This is a genomic window from Pseudomyxococcus flavus (assembly GCF_050038885.1).
GTDB classification, from domain to species: domain Bacteria; phylum Myxococcota; class Myxococcia; order Myxococcales; family Myxococcaceae; genus Myxococcus; species Myxococcus flavus.
Window position 1 is genome coordinate 2,437,048 of sequence record NZ_CP143624.1, and the last position, 18,976, is coordinate 2,456,023.

The 18,976-nt window shown below is 72.5% G+C and carries 16 protein-coding genes; 8 read left to right on the forward strand and 8 right to left on the reverse strand.

Annotated elements, in window-relative coordinates; all coding sequences use genetic code 11:
* Window positions 1-100: 100 nt before the first annotated feature.
* Both VZL07_RS10280 and map read right to left on the reverse strand, forming a co-directional pair.
* Complete coding sequence (locus tag VZL07_RS10280) at window positions 101-751, reverse strand: DUF2231 domain-containing protein (RefSeq protein ID WP_426755313.1); 651 nt, start codon at window positions 749-751, stop codon at window positions 101-103.
* Between the two features lie 112 nt (window positions 752-863).
* On the reverse strand, window positions 864-1,646 hold the full coding sequence (map, locus tag VZL07_RS10285; protein ID WP_426755314.1) for a type I methionyl aminopeptidase: 783 nt from the start codon (window positions 1,644-1,646) through the stop codon (window positions 864-866).
* A 101-nt stretch (window positions 1,647-1,747) separates the two neighbouring features.
* Here map and VZL07_RS10290 point away from each other — a divergent pair, with 101 nt between their 5' ends.
* Together VZL07_RS10290 and VZL07_RS10295 are read left to right on the forward strand one after the other, a co-directional pair.
* The gene (locus VZL07_RS10290) at window positions 1,748-2,026 is read left to right on the forward strand and encodes a LysR family transcriptional regulator (protein ID WP_426755315.1); all 279 of its coding nucleotides are present in this window, start codon (window positions 1,748-1,750) and stop codon (window positions 2,024-2,026) included.
* A 130-nt stretch (window positions 2,027-2,156) separates the two neighbouring features.
* On the forward strand, window positions 2,157-4,622 hold the full coding sequence (locus VZL07_RS10295) for a TonB-dependent receptor (protein WP_426755316.1): 2,466 nt from the start codon (window positions 2,157-2,159) through the stop codon (window positions 4,620-4,622).
* A gap of 3 nt (window positions 4,623-4,625) precedes the next feature.
* Here the strand turns inward: VZL07_RS10295 and VZL07_RS10300 are convergent, their stop codons facing one another.
* The 3 genes from VZL07_RS10300 to VZL07_RS10310 form a co-directional block, all read right to left on the reverse strand.
* Window positions 4,626-6,614 carry an ATP-dependent DNA helicase gene (locus tag VZL07_RS10300; protein WP_426755317.1) on the reverse strand — a complete coding sequence of 663 codons (1,989 nt, stop codon included), beginning with the start codon at window positions 6,612-6,614 and terminating at the stop codon, window positions 4,626-4,628.
* Window positions 6,615-6,777: 163 nt separating this feature from the next.
* Entirely contained in the window at window positions 6,778-7,737 is a 960-nt protein-coding gene (locus tag VZL07_RS10305) for a hypothetical protein (RefSeq protein ID WP_426755318.1), read from the reverse strand.
* Window positions 7,734-8,732 carry a site-2 protease family protein gene (locus tag VZL07_RS10310; RefSeq protein ID WP_426755319.1) on the reverse strand — a complete coding sequence of 333 codons (999 nt, stop codon included), beginning with the start codon at window positions 8,730-8,732 and terminating at the stop codon, window positions 7,734-7,736. Before VZL07_RS10310 ends, VZL07_RS10305 begins: the two co-directional genes overlap by 4 nt.
* A gap of 211 nt (window positions 8,733-8,943) precedes the next feature.
* Between VZL07_RS10310 and VZL07_RS10315 the strand changes: the two genes are divergently transcribed.
* The 3 genes from VZL07_RS10315 (at window position 8,944) to VZL07_RS10325 (ending at window position 10,935) form a co-directional block, all read left to right on the forward strand.
* A complete protein-coding gene (locus tag VZL07_RS10315; protein WP_426755320.1) occupies window positions 8,944-9,291 on the forward strand; it encodes a hypothetical protein in 348 nt (115 codons plus the stop codon).
* Window positions 9,292-9,368: 77 nt separating this feature from the next.
* Window positions 9,369-10,172, forward strand: a complete 804-nt coding sequence (locus VZL07_RS10320) for a hypothetical protein (RefSeq protein WP_426755321.1) — start codon at window positions 9,369-9,371, stop codon at window positions 10,170-10,172.
* A gap of 46 nt (window positions 10,173-10,218) precedes the next feature.
* On the forward strand, window positions 10,219-10,935 hold the full coding sequence (locus VZL07_RS10325; RefSeq protein ID WP_426755322.1) for an HAD family hydrolase: 717 nt from the start codon (window positions 10,219-10,221) through the stop codon (window positions 10,933-10,935).
* Between the two features lie 57 nt (window positions 10,936-10,992).
* Here VZL07_RS10325 and VZL07_RS10330 read toward each other — a convergent pair whose 3' ends face one another.
* Window positions 10,993-11,457, reverse strand: coding sequence for a transcriptional regulator (locus tag VZL07_RS10330; protein WP_426755323.1), 465 nt, complete (start codon window positions 11,455-11,457; stop codon window positions 10,993-10,995).
* Window positions 11,458-11,760: 303 nt separating this feature from the next.
* Here VZL07_RS10330 and VZL07_RS10335 point away from each other — a divergent pair, with 303 nt between their 5' ends.
* Together VZL07_RS10335 and VZL07_RS10340 are read left to right on the forward strand one after the other, a co-directional pair.
* Window positions 11,761-12,771 carry a lipid kinase gene (locus VZL07_RS10335; RefSeq protein ID WP_426755324.1) on the forward strand — a complete coding sequence of 337 codons (1,011 nt, stop codon included), beginning with the start codon at window positions 11,761-11,763 and terminating at the stop codon, window positions 12,769-12,771.
* Window positions 12,772-12,851: 80 nt separating this feature from the next.
* Complete coding sequence (locus VZL07_RS10340) at window positions 12,852-15,698, forward strand: carboxypeptidase regulatory-like domain-containing protein (protein WP_426755325.1); 2,847 nt, start codon at window positions 12,852-12,854, stop codon at window positions 15,696-15,698.
* Window positions 15,699-15,703: 5 nt separating this feature from the next.
* Here VZL07_RS10340 and hrcA read toward each other — a convergent pair whose 3' ends face one another.
* Window positions 15,704-16,735 carry a heat-inducible transcriptional repressor HrcA gene (gene hrcA / locus VZL07_RS10345; RefSeq protein WP_426755326.1) on the reverse strand — a complete coding sequence of 344 codons (1,032 nt, stop codon included), beginning with the start codon at window positions 16,733-16,735 and terminating at the stop codon, window positions 15,704-15,706.
* Between the two features lie 234 nt (window positions 16,736-16,969).
* Here hrcA and yedA point away from each other — a divergent pair, with 234 nt between their 5' ends.
* Entirely contained in the window at window positions 16,970-17,953 is a 984-nt protein-coding gene (yedA, locus tag VZL07_RS10350) for a drug/metabolite exporter YedA (protein WP_426755327.1), read from the forward strand.
* Window positions 17,954-17,959: 6 nt separating this feature from the next.
* Here yedA and VZL07_RS10355 read toward each other — a convergent pair whose 3' ends face one another.
* Window positions 17,960-18,919 carry an NADP-dependent oxidoreductase gene (locus tag VZL07_RS10355; protein WP_426755328.1) on the reverse strand — a complete coding sequence of 320 codons (960 nt, stop codon included), beginning with the start codon at window positions 18,917-18,919 and terminating at the stop codon, window positions 17,960-17,962.
* Between the last annotated feature and the right edge of the window lie 57 nt (window positions 18,920-18,976).

Below are 18,976 nucleotides of genomic sequence, written 5' to 3' on the forward strand. Positions count from 1 at the left end.
AACCGGCCGGATGGCGTGAGGCCTGAATCCCGGCGCGGGGCGCACCTGTTGGTCCGCAACGCGCGGAAGTGCCCTGACCTGGCGGCCCGAGAGGCGGAGACTACGCCTGGGGCATGGGACGCCCCGGGCCCTGGAAGACCACCACGGGCGCCGGCAATGTGAGGGACTCCTTCGTCTCGGCCCCGGTGGCGCCCTGGGCGAGCGGGCGTCCTCCCGAGAGAAGCTCGCGCGCTCGCGAGACCAGCCACAGGGCGCCCCGAAGCGCGTCCCGCACCAGCAGCCGGGGCGCATCGCGCGCCAGCAGCAAAGGCGCGTTCGCCCGCGCGGAGCCGGGCTGTCCCACGCCCAGCTCGTAGACCATCTTCCCACCCAGCGTCGCGGTGTAGAGCGCCAGCCCACAAGCGCCCAGGCCCAGCGCCACGGTGGCGGCGGTGGGCTCGCGCCGCAGCCGCCACGCCGTGACGCCCAGGGCACTCAGCAGGACCGTGGCATTCCCGACGCCATGGAGGAACGTCATGTCCTGGGCTCGGGGTGTCTCCAGCCGGACTTGCTGGCTGGCCGCCAGCCCCGCCACACCCGCGCACAGCCCGCTCACGGAGCCGACCACCCAGATGCGGCGGGCGACTCGGGCCCAGGCCCCATCGCCGGTCGTCACCGAGATGAGGTCCGCCACCGCCGCGGTGGGCAGCAGCGCCAATGGCATGTGCACCAGGGACGGGTGCAGCTCGTGCAGCAACATCTCCTTCTTCATCGCGCGGCCTCCTGCCCTCGTCCTCCAAGGTTAGGCACCCCGAGAGGCCATGGCAGGCCCGGCTGCCTGCCCGCCCCCAGGGCCGCGCGAGACGTTCACTCCTGGGCGAAGCTCAGCAGGCGATTTCCAGCGAGAGGACGGACTCGGGCTGGGTGAGGATTTCGCAGCCCCCCGGCGTCACGAGGATGGTGTGCTCGAACTGGGCGGAGAGGCTGCCGTCCTCCGTCACCACCGTCCAGCCGTCCGGGAGGAGGCGGATGCCCGGACGTCCCAGGTTCACCATGGGCTCGATGGTGAGGACCATGCCCGAGCGCAGCTTGATGCCCGAGCCTCGCTTGCCCGTGTGTGGGACGGTGGGCGGCGTGTGCATCTGATGGCCGATGCCGTGGCCACCGAACTCCTCCACCACGCTGCAGCCCTCCTTCTTCGCCAGCTCCTCGATGGCGGCGCCGATGTCGCCCAGCCTCGCGCCGTGACGGACCACCGCGATGCCCGCGTCCCGGCACCGGCGCGCCACGTCGACGATTCGCCGGGCCTCCTTGGACACCTCGCCAATGAGGAACGTGGCCGACGTGTCGCCGTGATAGCCATCCAGGCAGGTCGTCACGTCCACGTTGAGGATGTCCCCCCGGGCGAGCCGCTCGTCCGGGCTGGGGATGCCATGGCAGACAACGTGGTTGCGGCTGGTGCAGACGGTCGCCGGGTAGCCATGGTAGCCCAACTGGCTGGGCTTGCCCCCTCGGCGCGCCGTGTCCTCGCGCACCCACTGGTCGATGTCCGCCGTCGTGACGCCCGGGGCCAGCTTCGAGGCGACGAAGGCCAGCGTGCCCGCCGCCGCCTGGCTCGCTCGCCGCAGCCGCTCCACTTCGGCGCCCTTGAACAATGAAATGCTCATGGCCGCCAAGGTGGGGCGACGGTGGCCCTGGCGTCCAATGCTGTTTCGGTATGGCCGCGTGCGCGTGTACTCGCGCACGGGCGCCCGCTAGAATGGCGCGCGTGAGCCTCACGCATATCCAGTCCTTCGTCGCCGTCGCCGAGGAGTGCAACGTGAGCCGGGCCGCGCGCCGACTGCACCTCACGCAGCCGCCGCTCACTCGCCACATCCAGGCGCTCGAGGATGAGCTCGGGGCACCGCTCTTCGAACGGACGCGCAGTGGCATGCGCCTGCTCCCCGCCGGAGAGGCGTTCCTGCGGCACGCGCGGCGCATCCTGGCCGAGGTGGATGCCGCGGTGCTCACCGTGCGGGACGTGGCGGCAAGCCGCACCAGCGGGTGATGGCTGGCGCCCCCGCTGGACGCCTGGAGCGGGTACGCGCGGCGCGGCTGCGTTCAGCAGAGAACGGCCAGGACGTGTCTGCGCCTCCTTTGCGCAGGTCGACTGGTCAGCGCTGTTAGAGCGAGCCGTGATGCCCGTCCTCCTCGAGATTCATCGAAGCCCGCGCGTGTGCCCCCCTCTGGGGCTCGTGGCCCTGCTCGCGATTGTCGCGCTTTCCGCACCGGTGACGGCGCATGGGGCGGACAGCCCGTGGACGCAAGACAGCAGCGGGCCGCGCCTCGTGGAGTCCTCCACACTCCGTCACGCGATGCACCTGGTGGCCGGGGATGTGCCACGAAACACACGGCGTCTCGCGGTCGATGCAGGGGTTGAAGCCTCGGACGCAAGCGCTCTGACGCAGACGCTCCCCGAGCCCCCGGGCACACTCCGCCCTCCGGACACGCTGGCGTCAGGACGCAGCACGAACACGCCAGCTTCAGCGGCCGCGACCGCTCTGGCGCAGGCGTCACCTGCCTCGGCAGACGGCACGAAGGTCCAGGGCCCTCCGCGCGCCTTCGCCGCGACAGCGCCGGATGGCGGCGCGGAGACATCACCTCCGGACGAGTCCTCAGCGGGCGCCGCGCAGACCGTCATCACGGGCTCGCGGCGTCCACGTCCCGCGCGGGACGTGCCCGCGACCACCACGGTCATCCCGCGCACGGAGGTGGACCGGAGCCCCACGCTCACGCAGGACACCCTCGTCCGCACCCTGCCCTCCGCCGCCACGTTCCGCCGCACCCCGAGCCTCGTTTCCGACCCCACCGCACAGGGGCTGAACCTCCGCGGGCTCGCGCCGTCGGGCGTGGCCCGCAGCCTCGTGCTGCTCGACGGCATCCCGGTCAACGACCCGTTCGGGGGCTGGATTTTCTGGCGCTCGCTGCCGCGGCTCGGGCTCGACCGCATCGAGGTCGTTCCCAGCGGCGGCTCCGCGCTTTACGGCAGCGGCGCGCTCGGCGGCGTCGTGCAGCTCGTGTCACGTTCCATCACCGGCCCCCAGGTCGACGCGGATGCCACCTACGGCAACGCCAGCACCGGCCACGTCGCGGCACGCGGCGCCGGTGCCTGGGGCCCCGTCCGTGCTTCGCTGGAAGCCGAGCTCCTCGGCAGCGATGGCTACCCCATCGTCAGTCCTGCCCAGCGAGGCGCCATCGACACCGACACGCCCAGCGACCACATCGTCGTCAACGGCCGCATCGAGGCGGACGCCACCGAGGCGCTGACCCTCTCCGCCCGCGCCGGCCTCTTCCGCGAGAATCAAAACGGCGGCACCCGCTTCACCACCGCGCGCGTGGAGCTGGCCCACTTCGCCGCGGGCGCGAAGCTCCGCACGGAGCACGGCGGCACCTTCACGCTGGACCTCTTCGGCCGGGCGCAGCGCTTCGAGCAGGACCGCGCCCGCGTGGCGTCCGACCGTTCCTCCGAAGCCCTCACCGCCTCGCAGGACGTCCCCGCCAACGACCAGGGCGCGTCGCTCGTGTGGACCGGCCCCACCTGGATGGGGCTGGGCACGCACGTCCTCACCGCCGGCCTGGACGCGCGGCGCATGGCGGGCACGTCCGACGAGCAGCTCTTCCCGCCAGCGCCCTCGGAGACCTCCACCCTCCGGCGCCGGACGGGCGGCACGCAGCTGTCCGGCGGCGTCTTCCTGGAAGACCTCTACACCCCCACGCCCGCCCTGGAGCTGAGCGCCGCGCTCCGCCTGGACATGTGGCGCAACACGGACGGCGCGCAGCGCCTGGAGCGCGCCAACGGCACCGTGGACACCACCGCGTTCGAGGCGCGCACCGAGCAGCAGCTCAGCCCGCGCCTGGGCCTGCGGCTGCGCCCGGCGGAGGGGCTCACCCTGCGCGCCTCCGCGTACCGCGCCTTCCGGGCCCCCACGCTCAACGAGCTGTACCGCCCCTTCCAGGTGGGCACCGTCCTCACCGCCGCCAACGCCAACCTGGGCGCGGAGCGCCTGTGGGGCACCGAAGCCGGCGTGGAAGCCGAGTCCGCGTCGCTGGGCCTCACCACGCGCGTGACGGGCTTCTGGAATGTGCTCGACGACCCCATCACCAACGTCACCCTCGCCGAGCCGCTGCCGGATGGCTCGGCGCGGCAGCGGGAGAACCTGGGCCAGGCGCGGGTGCGTGGCGTGGAGGCCAGCGTGGACTGGAGGCTGTCACGCCGGTGGACGGCGCTGCTCGCGTACACCTTCGTGGACCCGGTCGTCACGCGCTCGCCCGGACAGCCCGAGCTGGTCGGCAAGCAGCTCGCGCAGGACCCGCGCCACCGGGGCACCGCCATCGTCACGTTCCACGACCCCGACCTCGTGACGGCCACGGTGCAGCTGCGCGTCACCGGCCCCCAGTTCGAGGACGACCTCAACGAGCGCCCCATGGGCGGCTTCGCGGTGGTGGACGTGTCCGCCAGCCGCCGCCTCTTCTGGAAGCTGCACGTCTTCGGCGCGGTGGAGAACCTCTTCGACCGGCGGTACCTGGCGGGCCGCGCCGGTGTGGACACGCTGGGCCCGCCGCTGCTCGCGCGCATCGGCCTGCGCCTGCGCGACGCGCCCTGAGGCTCAGCGAACCGTGCGCACCGGCCGCACCGGGCCGTTGAACCAGCGGCTCAGCGACACCACGTCGTCCATGCGGCGCGCGGGCGGGAGGCTGTCGAGGAAGACGCGGCCATACGACTTCGTCACGATGCGCCGGTCCAGCATCGCGACGATGCCCCGGTCCGCCTGCGTGCGGATGAGCCGGCCGAAGCCCTGTCGCAGCGCGAGCGCCGCGTGCGGGAGCTGGTACTGCTCGAAGGGCTCCTCGCCGCGCTGCTGGAGCTGGTTGATGCGCGCGGCCACCAGCGGGTCCCCCGGCGACGCGAAGGGCAGCCGGTCGATGATGACCAGGCTCAGCGCATCCCCCGGGACGTCCACGCCCTCCCAGAAGCTGTGCGCCGCGAACAGCACGCTCGGCGTCTCGCGGAAGGCCTCCAGCAATTGCTGCTTGGGGCGCTCGCCCTGGAGCAGCGCCTGGTAGGGCAGCCTCGGCGCCACCAGCTCGTAGGCGCGCACCATGTTGCGCAGGGACGTGAAGAGCACGAAGGCGCGCCCGCCCGTCACCTCGCAGAGGCGGTGGATTTCCTCCGCCGCCTCCTCGATGAAGCCCGGCGCGGACGGGTCCGGCAGGTGCGTGGGCAGGTACAGCGCCGCCTGGGACGGGTAGTCGAAGGGGCTGGGCACCGCCAGCGTCCGCACCCTCGTCACCGGCTGGCCGTCCTCGCCGTACAGGCCCATGCGGTTGGCGAAGAAGTCGAAGCGGCTGTCCGCCGCCAGCGTCGCCGACGTGTACACCACCGTGTCGAGCGCGCCGTACATCCGCTCGCGCAGCTCCTTCGCCACGTCGATGGGGCTGGCGCGCAGGAAGAGCCCCTTGCCCCGCTGCTCCGCCCAGTAGACGTGGTCGGCGGACTCGGCCTTCTCCAGGAAGGAGAGCTGCTCCTCCATCTCGTCCGCGCGGCGGGTGATGGCCGCCAGCTCCGGCTCGCGCTCGCCCACCGTGAAGGCGGACAGCGCCGCCAGCGCGTCGCGCACGCCCTCCAGCGGCGTGGACAGCTTCGCCATGACCTCCGCGCGCAGCGCCACCGAGGCCTCGTGGCCGGACAAGCCCAGCGCCCGGGGCGCCTGCGCGAAGAGCGCATCCGCTCCCGCCCGCACCCGCGCCGCCAGCGCGCGCAGCATGGCGTGGCGCGAGTCGTCCTCCTTCAACGACGCCACCGCGTCCCGCGCCAGCTCCTCCAGGCGGTAGTTGGACACGCTGCAACCGAAGTGGCCGCTGGCCGCGTCCTCCAGCGCGTGCGCCTCGTCGAAGATGACGGCCTCGTACCAGGGCAGCACGCCTTCGGTGCGCTTGCCCGAGCTGCGCAGCGCGAGGTCGGCGAAGAAGAGGTGGTGGTTGACCACCAGCAGGTCCGCCTGCTCCGCGCGCTTGCGCATGCGCGTGACGAAGCACGTCTCGTACTGCGGGCACTTGGTCCCCACGCACGTCTCGGACGTGGTGGACAGGCGCGACCAGGCGCTGAAGGACTCGGGCAGGTCCAGCTCGCTGCGGTCGCCCGTGTCCGTCTCCTCCGCCCAGGCCTTCAGCTTCGGCCAGTAGCGCGACTCCTCGCGCGAGCCGAACTGCGGCTCCTTCGAGAAGGCGTCATAGCGGTGCAGGCACAGGTAGTTGCTGCGGCCCTTGAGATAGGCGGCCTCGAAGCGCAGGCCCATCTTCTCGCGCAGCAGCGGCAGGTCCTTGAAGAAAATCTGGTCCTGCAAGGTCTTGGTCGCCGTGGACACGACCACCCTGCGCCCGGACAGCAGCGCGGGCACGAGGTAGGCGAGCGTCTTGCCGGTGCCCGTCCCCGCCTCGGCCAGCAGGTAGCTGCGCTCGGTGAAGGCCCGCTCCACGGCGCGCGCCATCTGGAGCTGCTCCGGGCGGTGCTCGTACGCGGGCAGCGCGACCTCGAGCGCGCCTCCCGGACCGAGCAGGCTGTCGACGGAAAGGGGGGTGGAGACGGAGAGCGACATCGGCACCGGAGGGGAGACGGGATGCGGCCGGTCAAAATAGCAGCCACCGCCGCTTCCGGCGCGTTTCCGGCCACGGACGTGCTCCATGTCCAGGATGGCCGCCTGCTCCTCCGCCGACGGGCCACGTCGCCCGCGGCCGGCCGCTCCCTGAACGGCCCGCCCGTCAGTAGCCCGCCATCAGCTTGCGCATGTGCTGGAAGACGAGCACCGCCAGCACCAGCACCACGATGAAGCCCACCCCCACCGCAATCTTCTTCATGCGCTGGAGGGCGTCGGACGCCCCCGACGGCTCGGCCGACGATGGCACCACCAGGGTGGCCCGGCGCACCACCTCGTCGCGGCCTCGCTGGGCGAAGGTGTCGTGTGGCACGCGCGCCAGGCGGATCCGATACAGCCGCCCCACCATGGCCAGCTCGCCCCGCCCCACCGCCAGCGTCATCAGCCGGTCATGGGCGTCCCAGTCGTCCCAGCGGGCCGCGAGGTTCCGCCATGCGTCCATGAGCACGTCCGAGAGTGGCTGCGACTCGGGGACGTAGTTCACGTAGACGAGCCCGCACTGCGAGCAGGCCAGGGCCTCCTCGCGGCGCGGGGCCACGCACTTGGGGCAGACGCCCGGAGGTGGCTCGAAGAGCACCGCGTCCGTCAGGGGCAGGGGCTGCCCGCCCTCTCCCCGCACCACGCGAAGGGCGGGCTGGCCCGCGCGGGGCGCCGGCATGGCCTGCATGGAGGGCGGCACCTGTGCCGCATGTGAAGTGGCCACGGGCGGCGGCGACGCGCCGGGCGATGCGAGCACGTCGGTCGGCACCGGGCCCACCGGCTCCGAAGCGAAGCCCGAGGGCTGCCCCTGCGCCCCAGCCCGCACCGAGCCCATGGGCTCGGCGCCTGGCCCGGTGGACGGCGCGGGCACGACGGAGGCCGGCGTCCCTCCGGCCACAGGCGCGAACACGGCCGGCGTCTCGGACACGCGCGCACGAGCCTCGTCCACCCTCGGCGCGGTGCCCACCGACGGCCCCGCCCGGCTCTCCGCGCCGCAGCGCCCGCACGTCACCACGAGCCCGCCAGCCTCGGAGCGGAACGTCTCCAGCGGCACGAGCCGCTCGCACGTGTCGCACAAGAACTTCATGTCATCACCTGACGCAGGGGAATGGGCATGGCGCAGCCGATGAGTGCCAGCAGGCACAACGCGCAGATCCACTTCCGCAGGGGACTGAGCGGCGCCTGGGGTTCCACCACCTCCGGATGACCGAACCCTACCAGCTTGCTCGTCACCAGCAGCCACAGGCCCCAGGACGCGGTGACGAAGACGGTGAGGAGCAGCAACACCACGGCCACCGCGCGGCCCACCCAGTGCGCATGGCGCCCCCAGAGCGCATACGCCAGGTGCCCGCCGTCGAGCTGCCCCACGGGCATCAGGTTCAGCAGCGTGACGAGCAGGCCGAACCACCCGGCGATGACCACCGGATGGACGAGCACGTCCTTGCCCTCCGGGAGCGGCCCCAGGGCCAGCCGCGTCAGGCCCTGCATGAGCAGGCTGTCACCGAAGAGCGTCTGCACGCCGTTGAAGGGGACCTCCGGCGCGGGCGGCGCCTGGGTGATGCGGTCCATCACCCAGGTGATGGCGTCCCGGCCCAGGGCCCAGAGCGAGCCGTCCCCCGGGAACCCGGCGGCCGGGATGTCCGGCGCGTCCACCACCGTGGAGTGCGCCAGGCCCCAGAAGAGGATGGGCAGTGCCACCGCCAACCCCGCCAGCGGTCCCGCGGCGCCAATGTCCACCAGGGCGTTGCGGTTCGGGATGCGGTCGCGAATCCGGATGACGGCGCCCAGCGTGCCCACGCCCAGCACCGGCAACGGGATGAAATAGGGCAGGGAGGTTTCAACCCGGTGCCAACGCGCCAACAGGTAGTGCCCCATCTCATGGGTCCCCAGGATGGCCAGCAGCGAGAAGCTGAAGGCCAGCGCGCGAAGGGCCGCCTCGGAGGACACCTCGCCCAGGGAGTAGGGCCGCTGGAAATGGAAGTAGAGCAGGTACGAAGTGAAGGTGGTCCCAACCGTCAACACCAGGAGCAACAGGTGCACCCAGTAGCGGGGCGCGGGGCGAGCAGCGGAGACGGTGTCCATGAAGGGAGCCTCGAGGTTGGCTAGCAAGGGGAGATGTGCATTGCAACGCGCCGCTGCCCACCAGGACTGGGACGGAGTGTCTCGGACGGACCTTGACATGGGGTCGACATCTGCTACGACCCCGCCCGCTTGGAAGGTCTCAAGACAGCGGCCAGATGCTCTCCAAGGCGTCCGGCCACCACACAAGCGTCCATTTCAAGAGGGGAAGACCATGAAGAAGTTCGTGCTGACCGCCGTTGCCGCCAGCAGCCTCGTTGCCTGCACCAGCGTTGAGAGCGCCGTCGTCTCCGGTACGGAGATCGCCTCCAACGGTGAGGCCGTCGCCGTGGTCCAGGCCAAGGCGCTGGGCCTGACCGCCATCTTCCACATCGTCGACATCGTCCAGAGCGACCTGGACACCGTCATCAACAAGCTGCTCATCGCCGAGGCGAAGGCCATGGGCGCCTCCAAGGTGGAGCTGCTGAACGCGAGCACCACGCCCCGCCACGGCATCTACGCGCTGACGGGCACCATCATCGGCTTCCCCGGCTCCACCGCCGTGGGCGTGGCGGTCAAGTAGTCCACACCGCGCAAGCCGCGCAGCCCCACAGAAGGCCCCCTGGCGACAGGCGGGCCTTCTTGCTTTCGTGCTCCATCATGCGCATCCGCCTCCTTCTGCTCTGTGCCCTGACGGCGCTCACCGGCTGCCCCAAGAAGGGCGGTGAGGACGACGCCACGCTGCTGCCCCAGGTCAAGGCGGGGCTGGCCGAGCGCGAGGCGAAGCTGCGCAGCTACCGCATCGCCGGCACCGTGCAGGACACGGGACTGGAGGCGGTGTCCTTCGGCTTCGACTACCGCGCGCCCCAGCGGCTGCGCGGCACGCTGGGCCCGCCCGCGTCGCGCACCTTCGCCTGGGACGGCACCCGCTTCTTCCAGCAGCTCGACGGCGAGAAGCAGTTCATCGCCTTCACCTCGGAGCTGCCGCCCGCGAAGCTCGCCGGCTTCCTGTCGGAGACGTTCCACCCCTTCATGCCCGAGGGCTTCCGCGCGCCGCTCCTGCTGAGCCACGCCACGGTCCGCCGCGCCACGCACCCGCTGGCGCCGCAGGCGGTGGAGCTGCTCCAGAAGCTGGAGGGCGAAGGCCAGGGCCTGGAGATGACGTACGTGCTGCGCTGGCCCCAGCTCGACTTCCTGGCGCGGCGCACCCGCGCGCCTGACGGCGGGGAGACCGAGGAGCGCGTGGAGGAGGAGCACTGCGACGCCGCCCTGTCGCTGTGCGTGCCCAGGCGGCTCGGCCGGTGGCAGGGAGGCAGGCGCGTGGGGGAGACGGTGCTGACGCGCGTGGAGCTGAACGCGCCCCTGCCCAACGACGGCTTCACCCTCACCGCGCCCGAAGGCTACGACGTACAGACGCGGACACTGGTGGAGTCCGCGCCCGCCACCCCACCCTCGGGCGGTTGACCGCCACCCCCGGCATCCCCACCTTCGGGGCCGAGGGGCAAGGCAAATGGTGGAAAACGTCATCTTCGACGTGGATGGAACCCTGGTGGATTCGGTGGACGAGCACGCCGAGGCTTGGCGGCGCGCCTTCCTTCACTTCGGCCGGGACATCCCGTTCGCACACGTGCGCAGTCAGATTGGCAAGGGGGCCGACCAGCTCATCCCCGTCTTCTTCAACGACGAGGAGATGGAGCGCTTCGGAAAGGACCTGGACGAATACCGCAGCAAGCTCTTCCAGGGCGAGTTCCTGCCCAAGGTGCGCGCGTTCCCGCGCGTGCGCGAGCTCTTCCAGCGGCTGCGCGCGGGCGGCGTCCGCATCGTGCTGGCCTCCAGCGCGAAGGACGACGAGCTGAAGCACTACGTGAAGCTGTGCGGCATCGAAGGCCTGTTCGAGAGCAGCACGAGCCAGGAAGAGGTGGACAAGAGCAAGCCCCACCCGGACATCTTCGAGGCGGCCCTGGCGCGGCTGGGCAAGCCTGGCCCGGACGTCACCATCGTCGTGGGCGACACGCCCTTCGACGCGCTCGCCGCCAACAAGCTGAGCCTGCCTTCCGTGGGCGTGCTGGCCGGTGGCTTTCCGCCCGACGACCTGCGCGCCGCGGGGTGCCGCACGCTGGTGAAGGACATCGCGGCCCTGCTCGCGCGCTACGAGGCCTCCCGGCGCGAGTGGCCCTGGAACGAAGCGGAAACGGCCCCCGTGGCCAAGACCGACGAGCGCCGCTGAAGGCCGCGCACCGCCGTTCCCCATCCCCCGTGCGAGGGATGGGGAAGCAGGCGTGCGCTAGCTGCGCGAGCGTGAGCGGCTGCGCGAGCCGCGGCCGCTGGCACCGCGCGCCGGAGTCCGGCGGGCGCTTCCACGCGACGCCGCACCGGAGCGCTTCGCGGTGGAGGAACGACGGGCCGTGGCGCGGCGGGCCGCGACACCCCGAGCGGTGGACTTGGAGCCCGAGCGCGTGGAGCGCGTGGGCTTGCGCGTGGTGGTGGCGCGCTTCGCGGCGGTGGCCTTGCCACCCTTGCGGCCCGCCTTGCGCGCGTTCTTCCGCGCCGTGGGACGGCGACGCGCGGCCTTCGCCTTGCTGCCCGAGCCCCCCTTCTTCATCCCGCCGCCCGTGAGCTTGTTCACCGTGGCCCAGGCCCGGGCCTCGGCCGTCTTGTCGGAGACGCCACGCTTCTCGTAGCCCTCTTCGATGTGCTCGGCCATGCGCTTCTGCTTCGCCGTGTACTTCGCCTTGCTTCCTCGTGCCATGCGTCTGCCTCTCCAGGCATGGCTGACACCTGCATGGGGCCAGCTCCAGCGCAGAGGTGGGCAGTCACCCACCCATCGGGAAGCGTCTGGCCGGATGGACCTGTTCAGCGCTCAACGCACGCACGCACGCTGACGGGACACCCGACACCGGGAATGTACCGGAGCACCGTCACGCGCCGAACCGCGGCCCCTCCCCACCTGCGCACCGCCGCGTTGACCTTCTCCCAAGCCCTGGGACTCACCGCTGTCGCCCCCTGCACGGGCGGCCTCCGCCCTCCGTACTGCTGGCCGGACTGACAGTGCGTGCACAGATTGGCGTGCGACCCGAAAGAGGAGGCACCCCTGGAACCCGCCCTCATCAAACCCCCGCGCCGGCCCGACCTGGAGGGGGGCCCCGCGGTGCTGGTGGTGAACACCCGCTCGCGCTCGGGCCGGGAGGCTTTCGAGAGTGCCAGGGAGAACCTCGTGGCGCGGGGCGTCTCCATCGCGGAATGCCACGCGCTGTCCCGGGCGGACCGACTGGACGCGGTGGTGGACCGGATGGCGGAGCTGGGGGTCCGTCGCATCATCGTGGGAGGAGGCGACGGCACGCTGAGCCGCGCGGTGGCCCGCCTGCTGGGCCGCGACGTGACGCTGGGCGTCCTGCCGCTGGGCACCGGCAACGACTTCGCGCGCTCGCTGGGAATCCCGGCCGACATCGAGTCGGCATGTGACGTGATTGCCCAGGGCTACACGGCCCGGGTGGACGTGGGCCTGGCCAATGGCCGGCCCTTCCTCAACGCGGCCAGCCTGGGGTTGGCCACCGGCATCGCCAAGCGGCTGACGAAGCGGCTGAAGCAGCGCGCCGGGAAGCTGGCCTATCCGGTGGCGGCCGCCGCGGAGGTGAAGGACCTGCGGCCCTTCCACATCCGGTTGAAGGCGGACGACCAGGAGCTGTCCCTGGACGTGCTGCAGCTCGTGGTGGGCAATGGCCTCTACCATGGCGCTGGAAACATGGTCGCGCCCGACGCGCGGCTGGATGACCGGCGGCTGAATGTCTACGCCATCGCGGCGCCTTCGGCGGCATCGGGGCTGGAGGGCACCGGTCGGGGCCAGCTGCAGGACATCGTCACGCTGGTGCGCGTGGCCCTGTCACTGCGCACCGGCGAGCACGTGGAGCACCCGGCCGTCACTTCGCTGCGCGCCGCGCGGCTCTACGTGGAGGCCGAGCCCGTGCAGGAAGTGAACGCGGATGGCGAGCTCGTGGGCCGCACGCCCATGCGCTTCGAGGTGGCGCCCGCGGCCCTGCGGGTCTACGCGCCCGCGCCCTCCTGAAGTTTCGACTCGGCGCCCGACTGGCCTACACTGCCGGTACTGCCGCGACGGCACCGGCCGGACGCGGGGAGGCCGAGCCCGTGCGTCACCGAATCCCGCTCCTGATTGCCTCGTGCCTGGCCATCGCGGCCGTGCTGCTCCTGTGGTTCCGCGTGCCCGCCCCGGCGAGCACACCGGCTCCACGGCCGGGCACCGCCGCCCTGGCCACGGCGGCCGCGGCTCCCGAGACCGCGCCCCGCGCCAGCGCGCCGCCCACCCCGGCCCTGGAGACGCCCCCCGCCCCGGACACGGGGGCCTTCGTGGTGCGCGTGGTGGGGCCACAAGGGCCGCTGGAAGGCGCGCGCGTGCGGGCCTACGTGCGCGTGGCAGAAGACGGCACCGGGACCACGCCCTGGCGCCGCGCGGGCGAAGGCACCACCACGGAAGGCGGCGTGCTGCGGCTGCTCGCGGCGCCGGGCGACTACCTGCTCTCCGCGCACGCCCCCGGCCATGGCCCCGCGCGGCGGGAGGCCACGCGCCCCCTGGGCGAGGCGGAGACGGCCGTCGAGCTGCGCCTGTCCGAGGGCGTGACGCTGCGCGGCCTCACGGTGGCGGAGGGACGCGGAGAGCCCGTGCCGCTCGCGACCCTGACGCTGCGGCCCTACCCCGGCACGCCCACCGCCTGGGCCACGCCCACCGGCCTGCCCGAGGAGGCCGCGGAGACGACGAGCGACGCCCAGGGCCGCTTCGTTTTCTCGCAGCTCACGCCGGGCCGCTATGAGCTCACCGCCGAGGCACCCGGCTTCAGCCGCCGCACGCTGCGCCTGCTGCACGTCCCCCAGGCGGGAGACGTCGTGGTGGGGCTGTGGGGTGCGAGCACCCTGGAGGGCTTCGTCGTCGACGCGAAGGGCCAGCCCGTGGCGGACGCGGAGGTGACGGCGTCCGGCGCCTCCGCGCCCGTGCGCACCACCACCGGCGAAGGCGGCGGCTTCGCGCTGGAGGTGAATGCCGGGACGTGGGTCGTGTCCGCGCGCCAGGGGCGTCAGGTGGGCCGCGTGGCCGGACCGCTCTCCGTCGCGCCGGGCGAGACGCTGCGCGGCCTGGTGGTGACGCTGGGCGCCGCCAGCGGCATGGCGGGCAGCGTGTCCACCGTGGACGGCGCGCCCGTGCGCGGCGCGGTGCTGGTGGCCACGCCCGCGAGTGGAGCGGGCGAGCTGGGCCGTGCCACTTCCAGAGAGGACGGAACGTGGCGGCTGGACCTCCCGCCGGGGGAATACGACGTGACGGTCCGGGCAGCGGGCATGACGGGGCGGCTGCTCGAGGGCGTGGTGGTGAATGCCGGCGCCGACACGCCCGTGGACGTGCGGCTGGAGCCCGCGACAGCGACGCTGGAGGGCCTGGTGGTGGACGCGGAGGGACGGCCCCTCGAAGGCGCCCAGGTGCGCGCCGAGCCCCAGTCCTTCTCCGGCACGGCCCACACCACGCTCACCGACGCCCAGGGGGCGTGGCGGCTGGAGGGCCTGGAGGCGGGGCCCACCTCCGTGGGGGCCCGGCGCGAGGGCTCACAGCGGTGGGCGTCGCGGCTGGAGACCTTGAAGGCCGGGCTCGTCACGCGCGTGGACTTCACGCTGACGGACTCCGGCTCGGTCTGGGGACAGGTGACGCGGGCCTCGGGCGCGCCGCTCGGTGAGCCCGCGTTGATCCACGCGGTGCCCCGGGGGGGCTCGGGAGCGGCCTCCACGGAGACGGACGCGCAGGGCCAGTTCCAGCTGGAGCTGCCCGCGGGCGTGTATCAACTGGTCGCCCTGCCCCACCAGACGCCCGCCATCTACTTCCACCTGGAGAGCGACCCGTTCGTGACGGTGCCCTCGGGAGGCACCGTGCGGCAGGACCTGGTGCTGAAGGAAGACGCGGTGCTGTCCGGTGTGGTGCTGGAGCCCTCGGGCGTGCCCAGCCCGCTGGCCATCGTGGCCGCCATCCAGGGCGGGGACTTCCCCATGACGCGCAAGGAGCGCGCGGACGAGGCGGGCCGCTTCAGCCTTCCCCCGCGTCCCCAGGGCTCCCGGCCCCTGGAGCTGGTGGCGCACAACGCGGGCCGCGTGGGACGGCTGTCCGGCGCGCACGAGGACCAGGCGCCGCTCACGCTCCGGCTGGAGCCCGCGGCCACCCTGCGCGGGCGCGTGGTGGCGGGCAGCGGCGCGCCGCCGGACGGCTTCCTCCTGGAGCTGCGCGAGGCCAGCGGCGAGGAGCTGCCCTGGGCCGGCGCCTGGCCCACCACGCGGCGCTTCCCCGGCGACACCTTCGCGCTGCCGGACGCTCCCGCGCAGGCGCTGAAGGTGACGGTGCGCACCGACGACGGCCGCACGGGCGAGGTGCAGGTGTCGCTGCGCCCGGGGGGCTCGGCGGACGTGGAAATCCCCCTCACCGGCGGCGTGGCGTCCATCTCCGGGCGTGCGGTGTGGAGCCGCAACGGCGGCCCGGCGGCGGGCGTGGCGGTGTTCCTCGACAAGGCGGTGGGCTCGCGGCCGGATGGCCTCACGGGACCGGACGGCCGCTTCCGGCTGAGCGACGTGCGCCCGGGCGTCCACACCGTGCGGCTGCTGCCGCCCGAGGGCCGCGTGGAGACGCGCACCGTGAAGGTGGCGGAGGCGGAGGCCGCCGACGTGGGCGACGTGACGGTGTCCCCGCGCCGGGCCACGCCGGGCACGCTGGGCGCGGGCTTCAGCGAGGACCGGGGCCACGTCGCCTTCGCGTGGCTGACGCCGGACGGCCCGGCGGCGCGCGCGGGCGTCCACGTGGGGGACCGGCTGGTGGCGGTGGATGGCCAGGTGGTGCGCGACAGCACCGAGGCCGAGTCCCGCACCCGGGGCGCGCCCGGCACGCCGGTGCGGCTGCACGTGCGGCGCGGAGGCGGCGAGCAGGAGGTCCTCGTCACCCGCGCGGAGTGACGGGGCTACACCTTCTCCAGCACGCGCGACAGCACCTGCGCGGTGAAGTTCACCAGCGGAATCACGCGCCGGTAGTCCATGCGCGTGGGACCGATGACGCCCACCGTGCCCAGCACCTGCTCCTGGTTGCCGTAGGGGCTGGCGATGACGGTGACGTCACCGGCCGCGGAGAAGTCGCTCTCCGCGCCGATGAAAATCTGCATCTCGTTGGCCACCTGCACCCGGTCCAGCAGCGACAGCAGCTTGTGCTTCTCGTCCAGCGCCTTGAAGAGCGCGCGCATGCGCTCCACGTCCGCGAACTCCGGCTGCTCCAGGAACGAGCCCGTGCCCTGGATGAGCACCCGCTCCGTGGTGGGCAGGTCCGTGGCCGCCGCGCCCAGCTTCAGCGCCTTGGCCGTCAGCGCGTTGTAGAGCGCCTGCTCCTGGTCCATCTCCGCGCGGATGCGCTCGCGGGCCTCCTCGAGTGGGACTTCGCGCAGCAGCTCCGACAGGTAGTTGCTCGCCTTGAGCAGCTCGTCGGAGGTGATGGGGAACTCCACCGTAATCGCCTTGTTGTGGACCTGCCCGCTCTGGCCCACGAGGATGGCGAGCACCCGGTTCTCCCGCAGGCGGACGAACTCGATGCGCCGGAACACCGCCGACTCCGGCCGCGGCGCCACCACCACGCCGGCGTGCCGCGTCAGCGAGTGGAGGATGCGGCTGGCCTCGCCCAGCATCTCCGCCAGGTCGGCCTCGTGCGCGAGCCCCGCGTGGATGAGCTCCCGGTCCCTCGGCGTCGGGTCCTTCAGCTTCACCAGCGTGTCCACGTAGAAGCGGTAGCCCTGGTCCGTGGGAACGCGGCCCGCCGAGGTGTGGGGCTTCTCCAGGAAGCCCAGCTCCTCCAGGTCCGCCAGCACGTTGCGCATGGTGGCGGAGGACACCTCGAACCCCGACCTGCGCGTGAGCTGTTGACTGCCCACCGGCCCGCCCGTGGAGATGTACTCCTGCACGACGGCGCGGAGGACTTCCTTCTCACGTTCACCCAGCTCTTCGGACATCCCTGGCGCACACTCCGGAGCCCCCGGTGCGGCGGCACCCTCCGCCCGGGCTCCATGAGAAAGTCTAAGGAAGCGGCCCCGGGCATTCAATCCGTGAGCCGCCATGTCCCTACGTGCGGCCAAGCGCGGCATTCCCGACGTCCCCGCCCAGCCGGCCAGCCAGCCGCCCTGACGGACGGGCGCAAGGATGGAGACTGTACCCGCCCGGAGGGACCCCGGCTGTGAGGTATGGGAATGCCCACATGGCTGGCGAAACGCGGCGGCGCTAGAAGCCGCGCCGTGCCCGCCTCGCGCGTCGCGTCCCTTCCTGATTCCCAGACAGCCCCCGTCAGCCTGTCCCCTGGCAACGTCCAGCCAGCAGGTGCCCATCGCGGGTGGCTCATCGCCAGCCTCCTGTCCCTCTACATTATTTGGGGCTCCACCTATCTGGCCATCCGGTGGGCGCTGGAAGGGGGCATGCTCCCGTTCCTGATGTCGGGCGCGCGCTTCGTGATCGCCGGGGCGCTGCTCTTCGCGGTGCTGTGGCTGAAGGGCACACCGGTGCCCACGGCCCGCCAGTGGGGCGCCAGCGCGCTGGTGGGCACCATGCTGCTGGGGCTGGGCAACGGGGGGCTCGTCTTCGCGCAGCAGTGGGTGCCCTCGGGGGTGGCCGCGCTGGTGGTGGGCAGCCTGCCCCTGTGGACGGCGCTGTTCGGCGGGCTCTTCGGCCAGTGGCCCGGACGCGCGGAGCGCTGGGGGCTGGCGGTGGGCTTCGGTGGCATCGTCCTGCTCAACCTGGGCAGTGACATGGGCGGCCGGCTGCTGCCGACGCTGGCGCTGCTGGTGGCGCCCATGAGCTGGGCGCTGGGCTCGGTGTGGAGCCGCCGGCTGCCCATGCCGCAGGGACTGATGTCCACCGCGGCGCAGATGCTGTGCGGCGGCGCCATCATCCTGGGCTTCGGCCTGCTCGTGGGCGAGCGCCCGACGGTCATGCCCACGCCGAAGGCGGTGCTCGCGTTCCTCTACCTCATCACCTTCGGCTCGCTGGTGGGCTACAGCGCCTATGGCTACCTGCTGCGCCATGCGCGCCCGTCGCTGGCCACCAGCTACGCCTACGTCAACCCGGTGCTGGCGGTGTTCCTGGGCGGCCTGCTGGCGGGTGAGACGATGACGCCCACGGCCTGGCTGGCCATGGGCGCCATCCTCGGCGCGGTGGTGCTGCTGACGCGCAAGAAGTGACGCGGCTCAGTTGACGAGCAGCACCTTGCCCACGCCGCTCTGCTCCGCGAGCTTCTGCGCCTCCTGCACCTGCTCCAGCGGGAAGCGCTTGCTCACGGGGATGACCAGGTCGCCCCTGGCGACGGCCTGCCCCAGCTGCGTCAGGCGGCGTGAGTCCGGATGCGCGAAGATGGCGCGGACGGTGAGCTGCCGGCCCTTGGCCTCGGGAGGCTCTCCCAGGACGCTGCCCAGGGTGCCGCCGGGCTTCACCTTCTCCAGCACGCTCGCCACCACCTTGCCCCCCACGGTGTCCGCCACCGCGTCCAGCATGGGCAGCTTCGCGACCTCCTCCGGCACGTCGAGCGCGAACACGCCGTCCACGCCCAGCTTCTGCGCCTCGGCCTTCTGGCTGGCGCGGACGCCGGCCAGCACCTTCACACCCCGCGCCTTCGCCGCGAAGACGGCGGAGCGCCCCACCGAGCCCAGCGCGCCGGTGACGAGCACCGTCTCCCCGGGCCTGGGATTCACGGCCTCCTCCATCAACTGCACGCCGGTGAGCGTGACGAGCGGGAGCGCGGCGGCGTCCTTCAAGTCCATGGACTCGGGCACCTTCGCCCAGGACTCCGCGGGCGCGACGGCTTTCTCCGCGTAGCCGGCCTGCACCACGCCCATGACGCGGTCGCCCGGCTTGAAGTCGGTGACGCCCGGGCCCACCTCCATGACTTCGCCCGCGACGTCCCGCCCCAGGATGGTGGGGAAGCGCAGCTCCATCCGCTCCCGCAGGTCCCCGCGCCGAATCTTCCAGTCCACGGGGTTGATGCCCGCGGCGGTGACGCGGACCTTCACCTCGCCCGGCCCCACCTTCGGCTCGGGCATGTCCTGAACTGCGAGCGCATCCACGTCCCCATAGGACTTGAGCACCACGGCTTTCATGAGCGCCTCCTCGACGACACCGATGACTTCGAGCGTCGCGCGAAGGGTAATCACCCGCGGAGGCCGCCCACCGGCGCGCCTGGCCGGCCCCGCCTCCTCCTGAACCGAGGA

Bases quoted from the DNA above. Each gene is read 5' to 3' on its own strand.
- VZL07_RS10315 (WP_426755320.1), top strand. From the start codon at position 8,944: ATGAAGAAGTTCGTGCTGACCGCCGTTGCCGCCAGCAGCCTCGTTGCC.
- VZL07_RS10325 (WP_426755322.1), top strand. From the start codon at position 10,219: ATGGTGGAAAACGTCATCTTCGACGTGGATGGAACCCTGGTGGATTCG.
- map (WP_426755314.1), bottom strand. From the start codon at position 1,646: ATGAGCATTTCATTGTTCAAGGGCGCCGAAGTGGAGCGGCTGCGGCGA.
- VZL07_RS10280 (WP_426755313.1), bottom strand. From the start codon at position 751: ATGAAGAAGGAGATGTTGCTGCACGAGCTGCACCCGTCCCTGGTGCAC.
- yedA (WP_426755327.1), top strand. From the start codon at position 16,970: ATGCCCACATGGCTGGCGAAACGCGGCGGCGCTAGAAGCCGCGCCGTG.
- VZL07_RS10330 (WP_426755323.1), bottom strand. From the start codon at position 11,457: ATGGCACGAGGAAGCAAGGCGAAGTACACGGCGAAGCAGAAGCGCATG.
- VZL07_RS10300 (WP_426755317.1), bottom strand. From the start codon at position 6,614: ATGTCGCTCTCCGTCTCCACCCCCCTTTCCGTCGACAGCCTGCTCGGT.
- hrcA (WP_426755326.1), bottom strand. From the start codon at position 16,735: ATGTCCGAAGAGCTGGGTGAACGTGAGAAGGAAGTCCTCCGCGCCGTC.
- VZL07_RS10305 (WP_426755318.1), bottom strand. From the start codon at position 7,737: ATGAAGTTCTTGTGCGACACGTGCGAGCGGCTCGTGCCGCTGGAGACG.
- VZL07_RS10320 (WP_426755321.1), top strand. From the start codon at position 9,369: ATGCGCATCCGCCTCCTTCTGCTCTGTGCCCTGACGGCGCTCACCGGC.
- VZL07_RS10295 (WP_426755316.1), top strand. From the start codon at position 2,157: ATGCCCGTCCTCCTCGAGATTCATCGAAGCCCGCGCGTGTGCCCCCCT.
- VZL07_RS10310 (WP_426755319.1), bottom strand. From the start codon at position 8,732: ATGGACACCGTCTCCGCTGCTCGCCCCGCGCCCCGCTACTGGGTGCAC.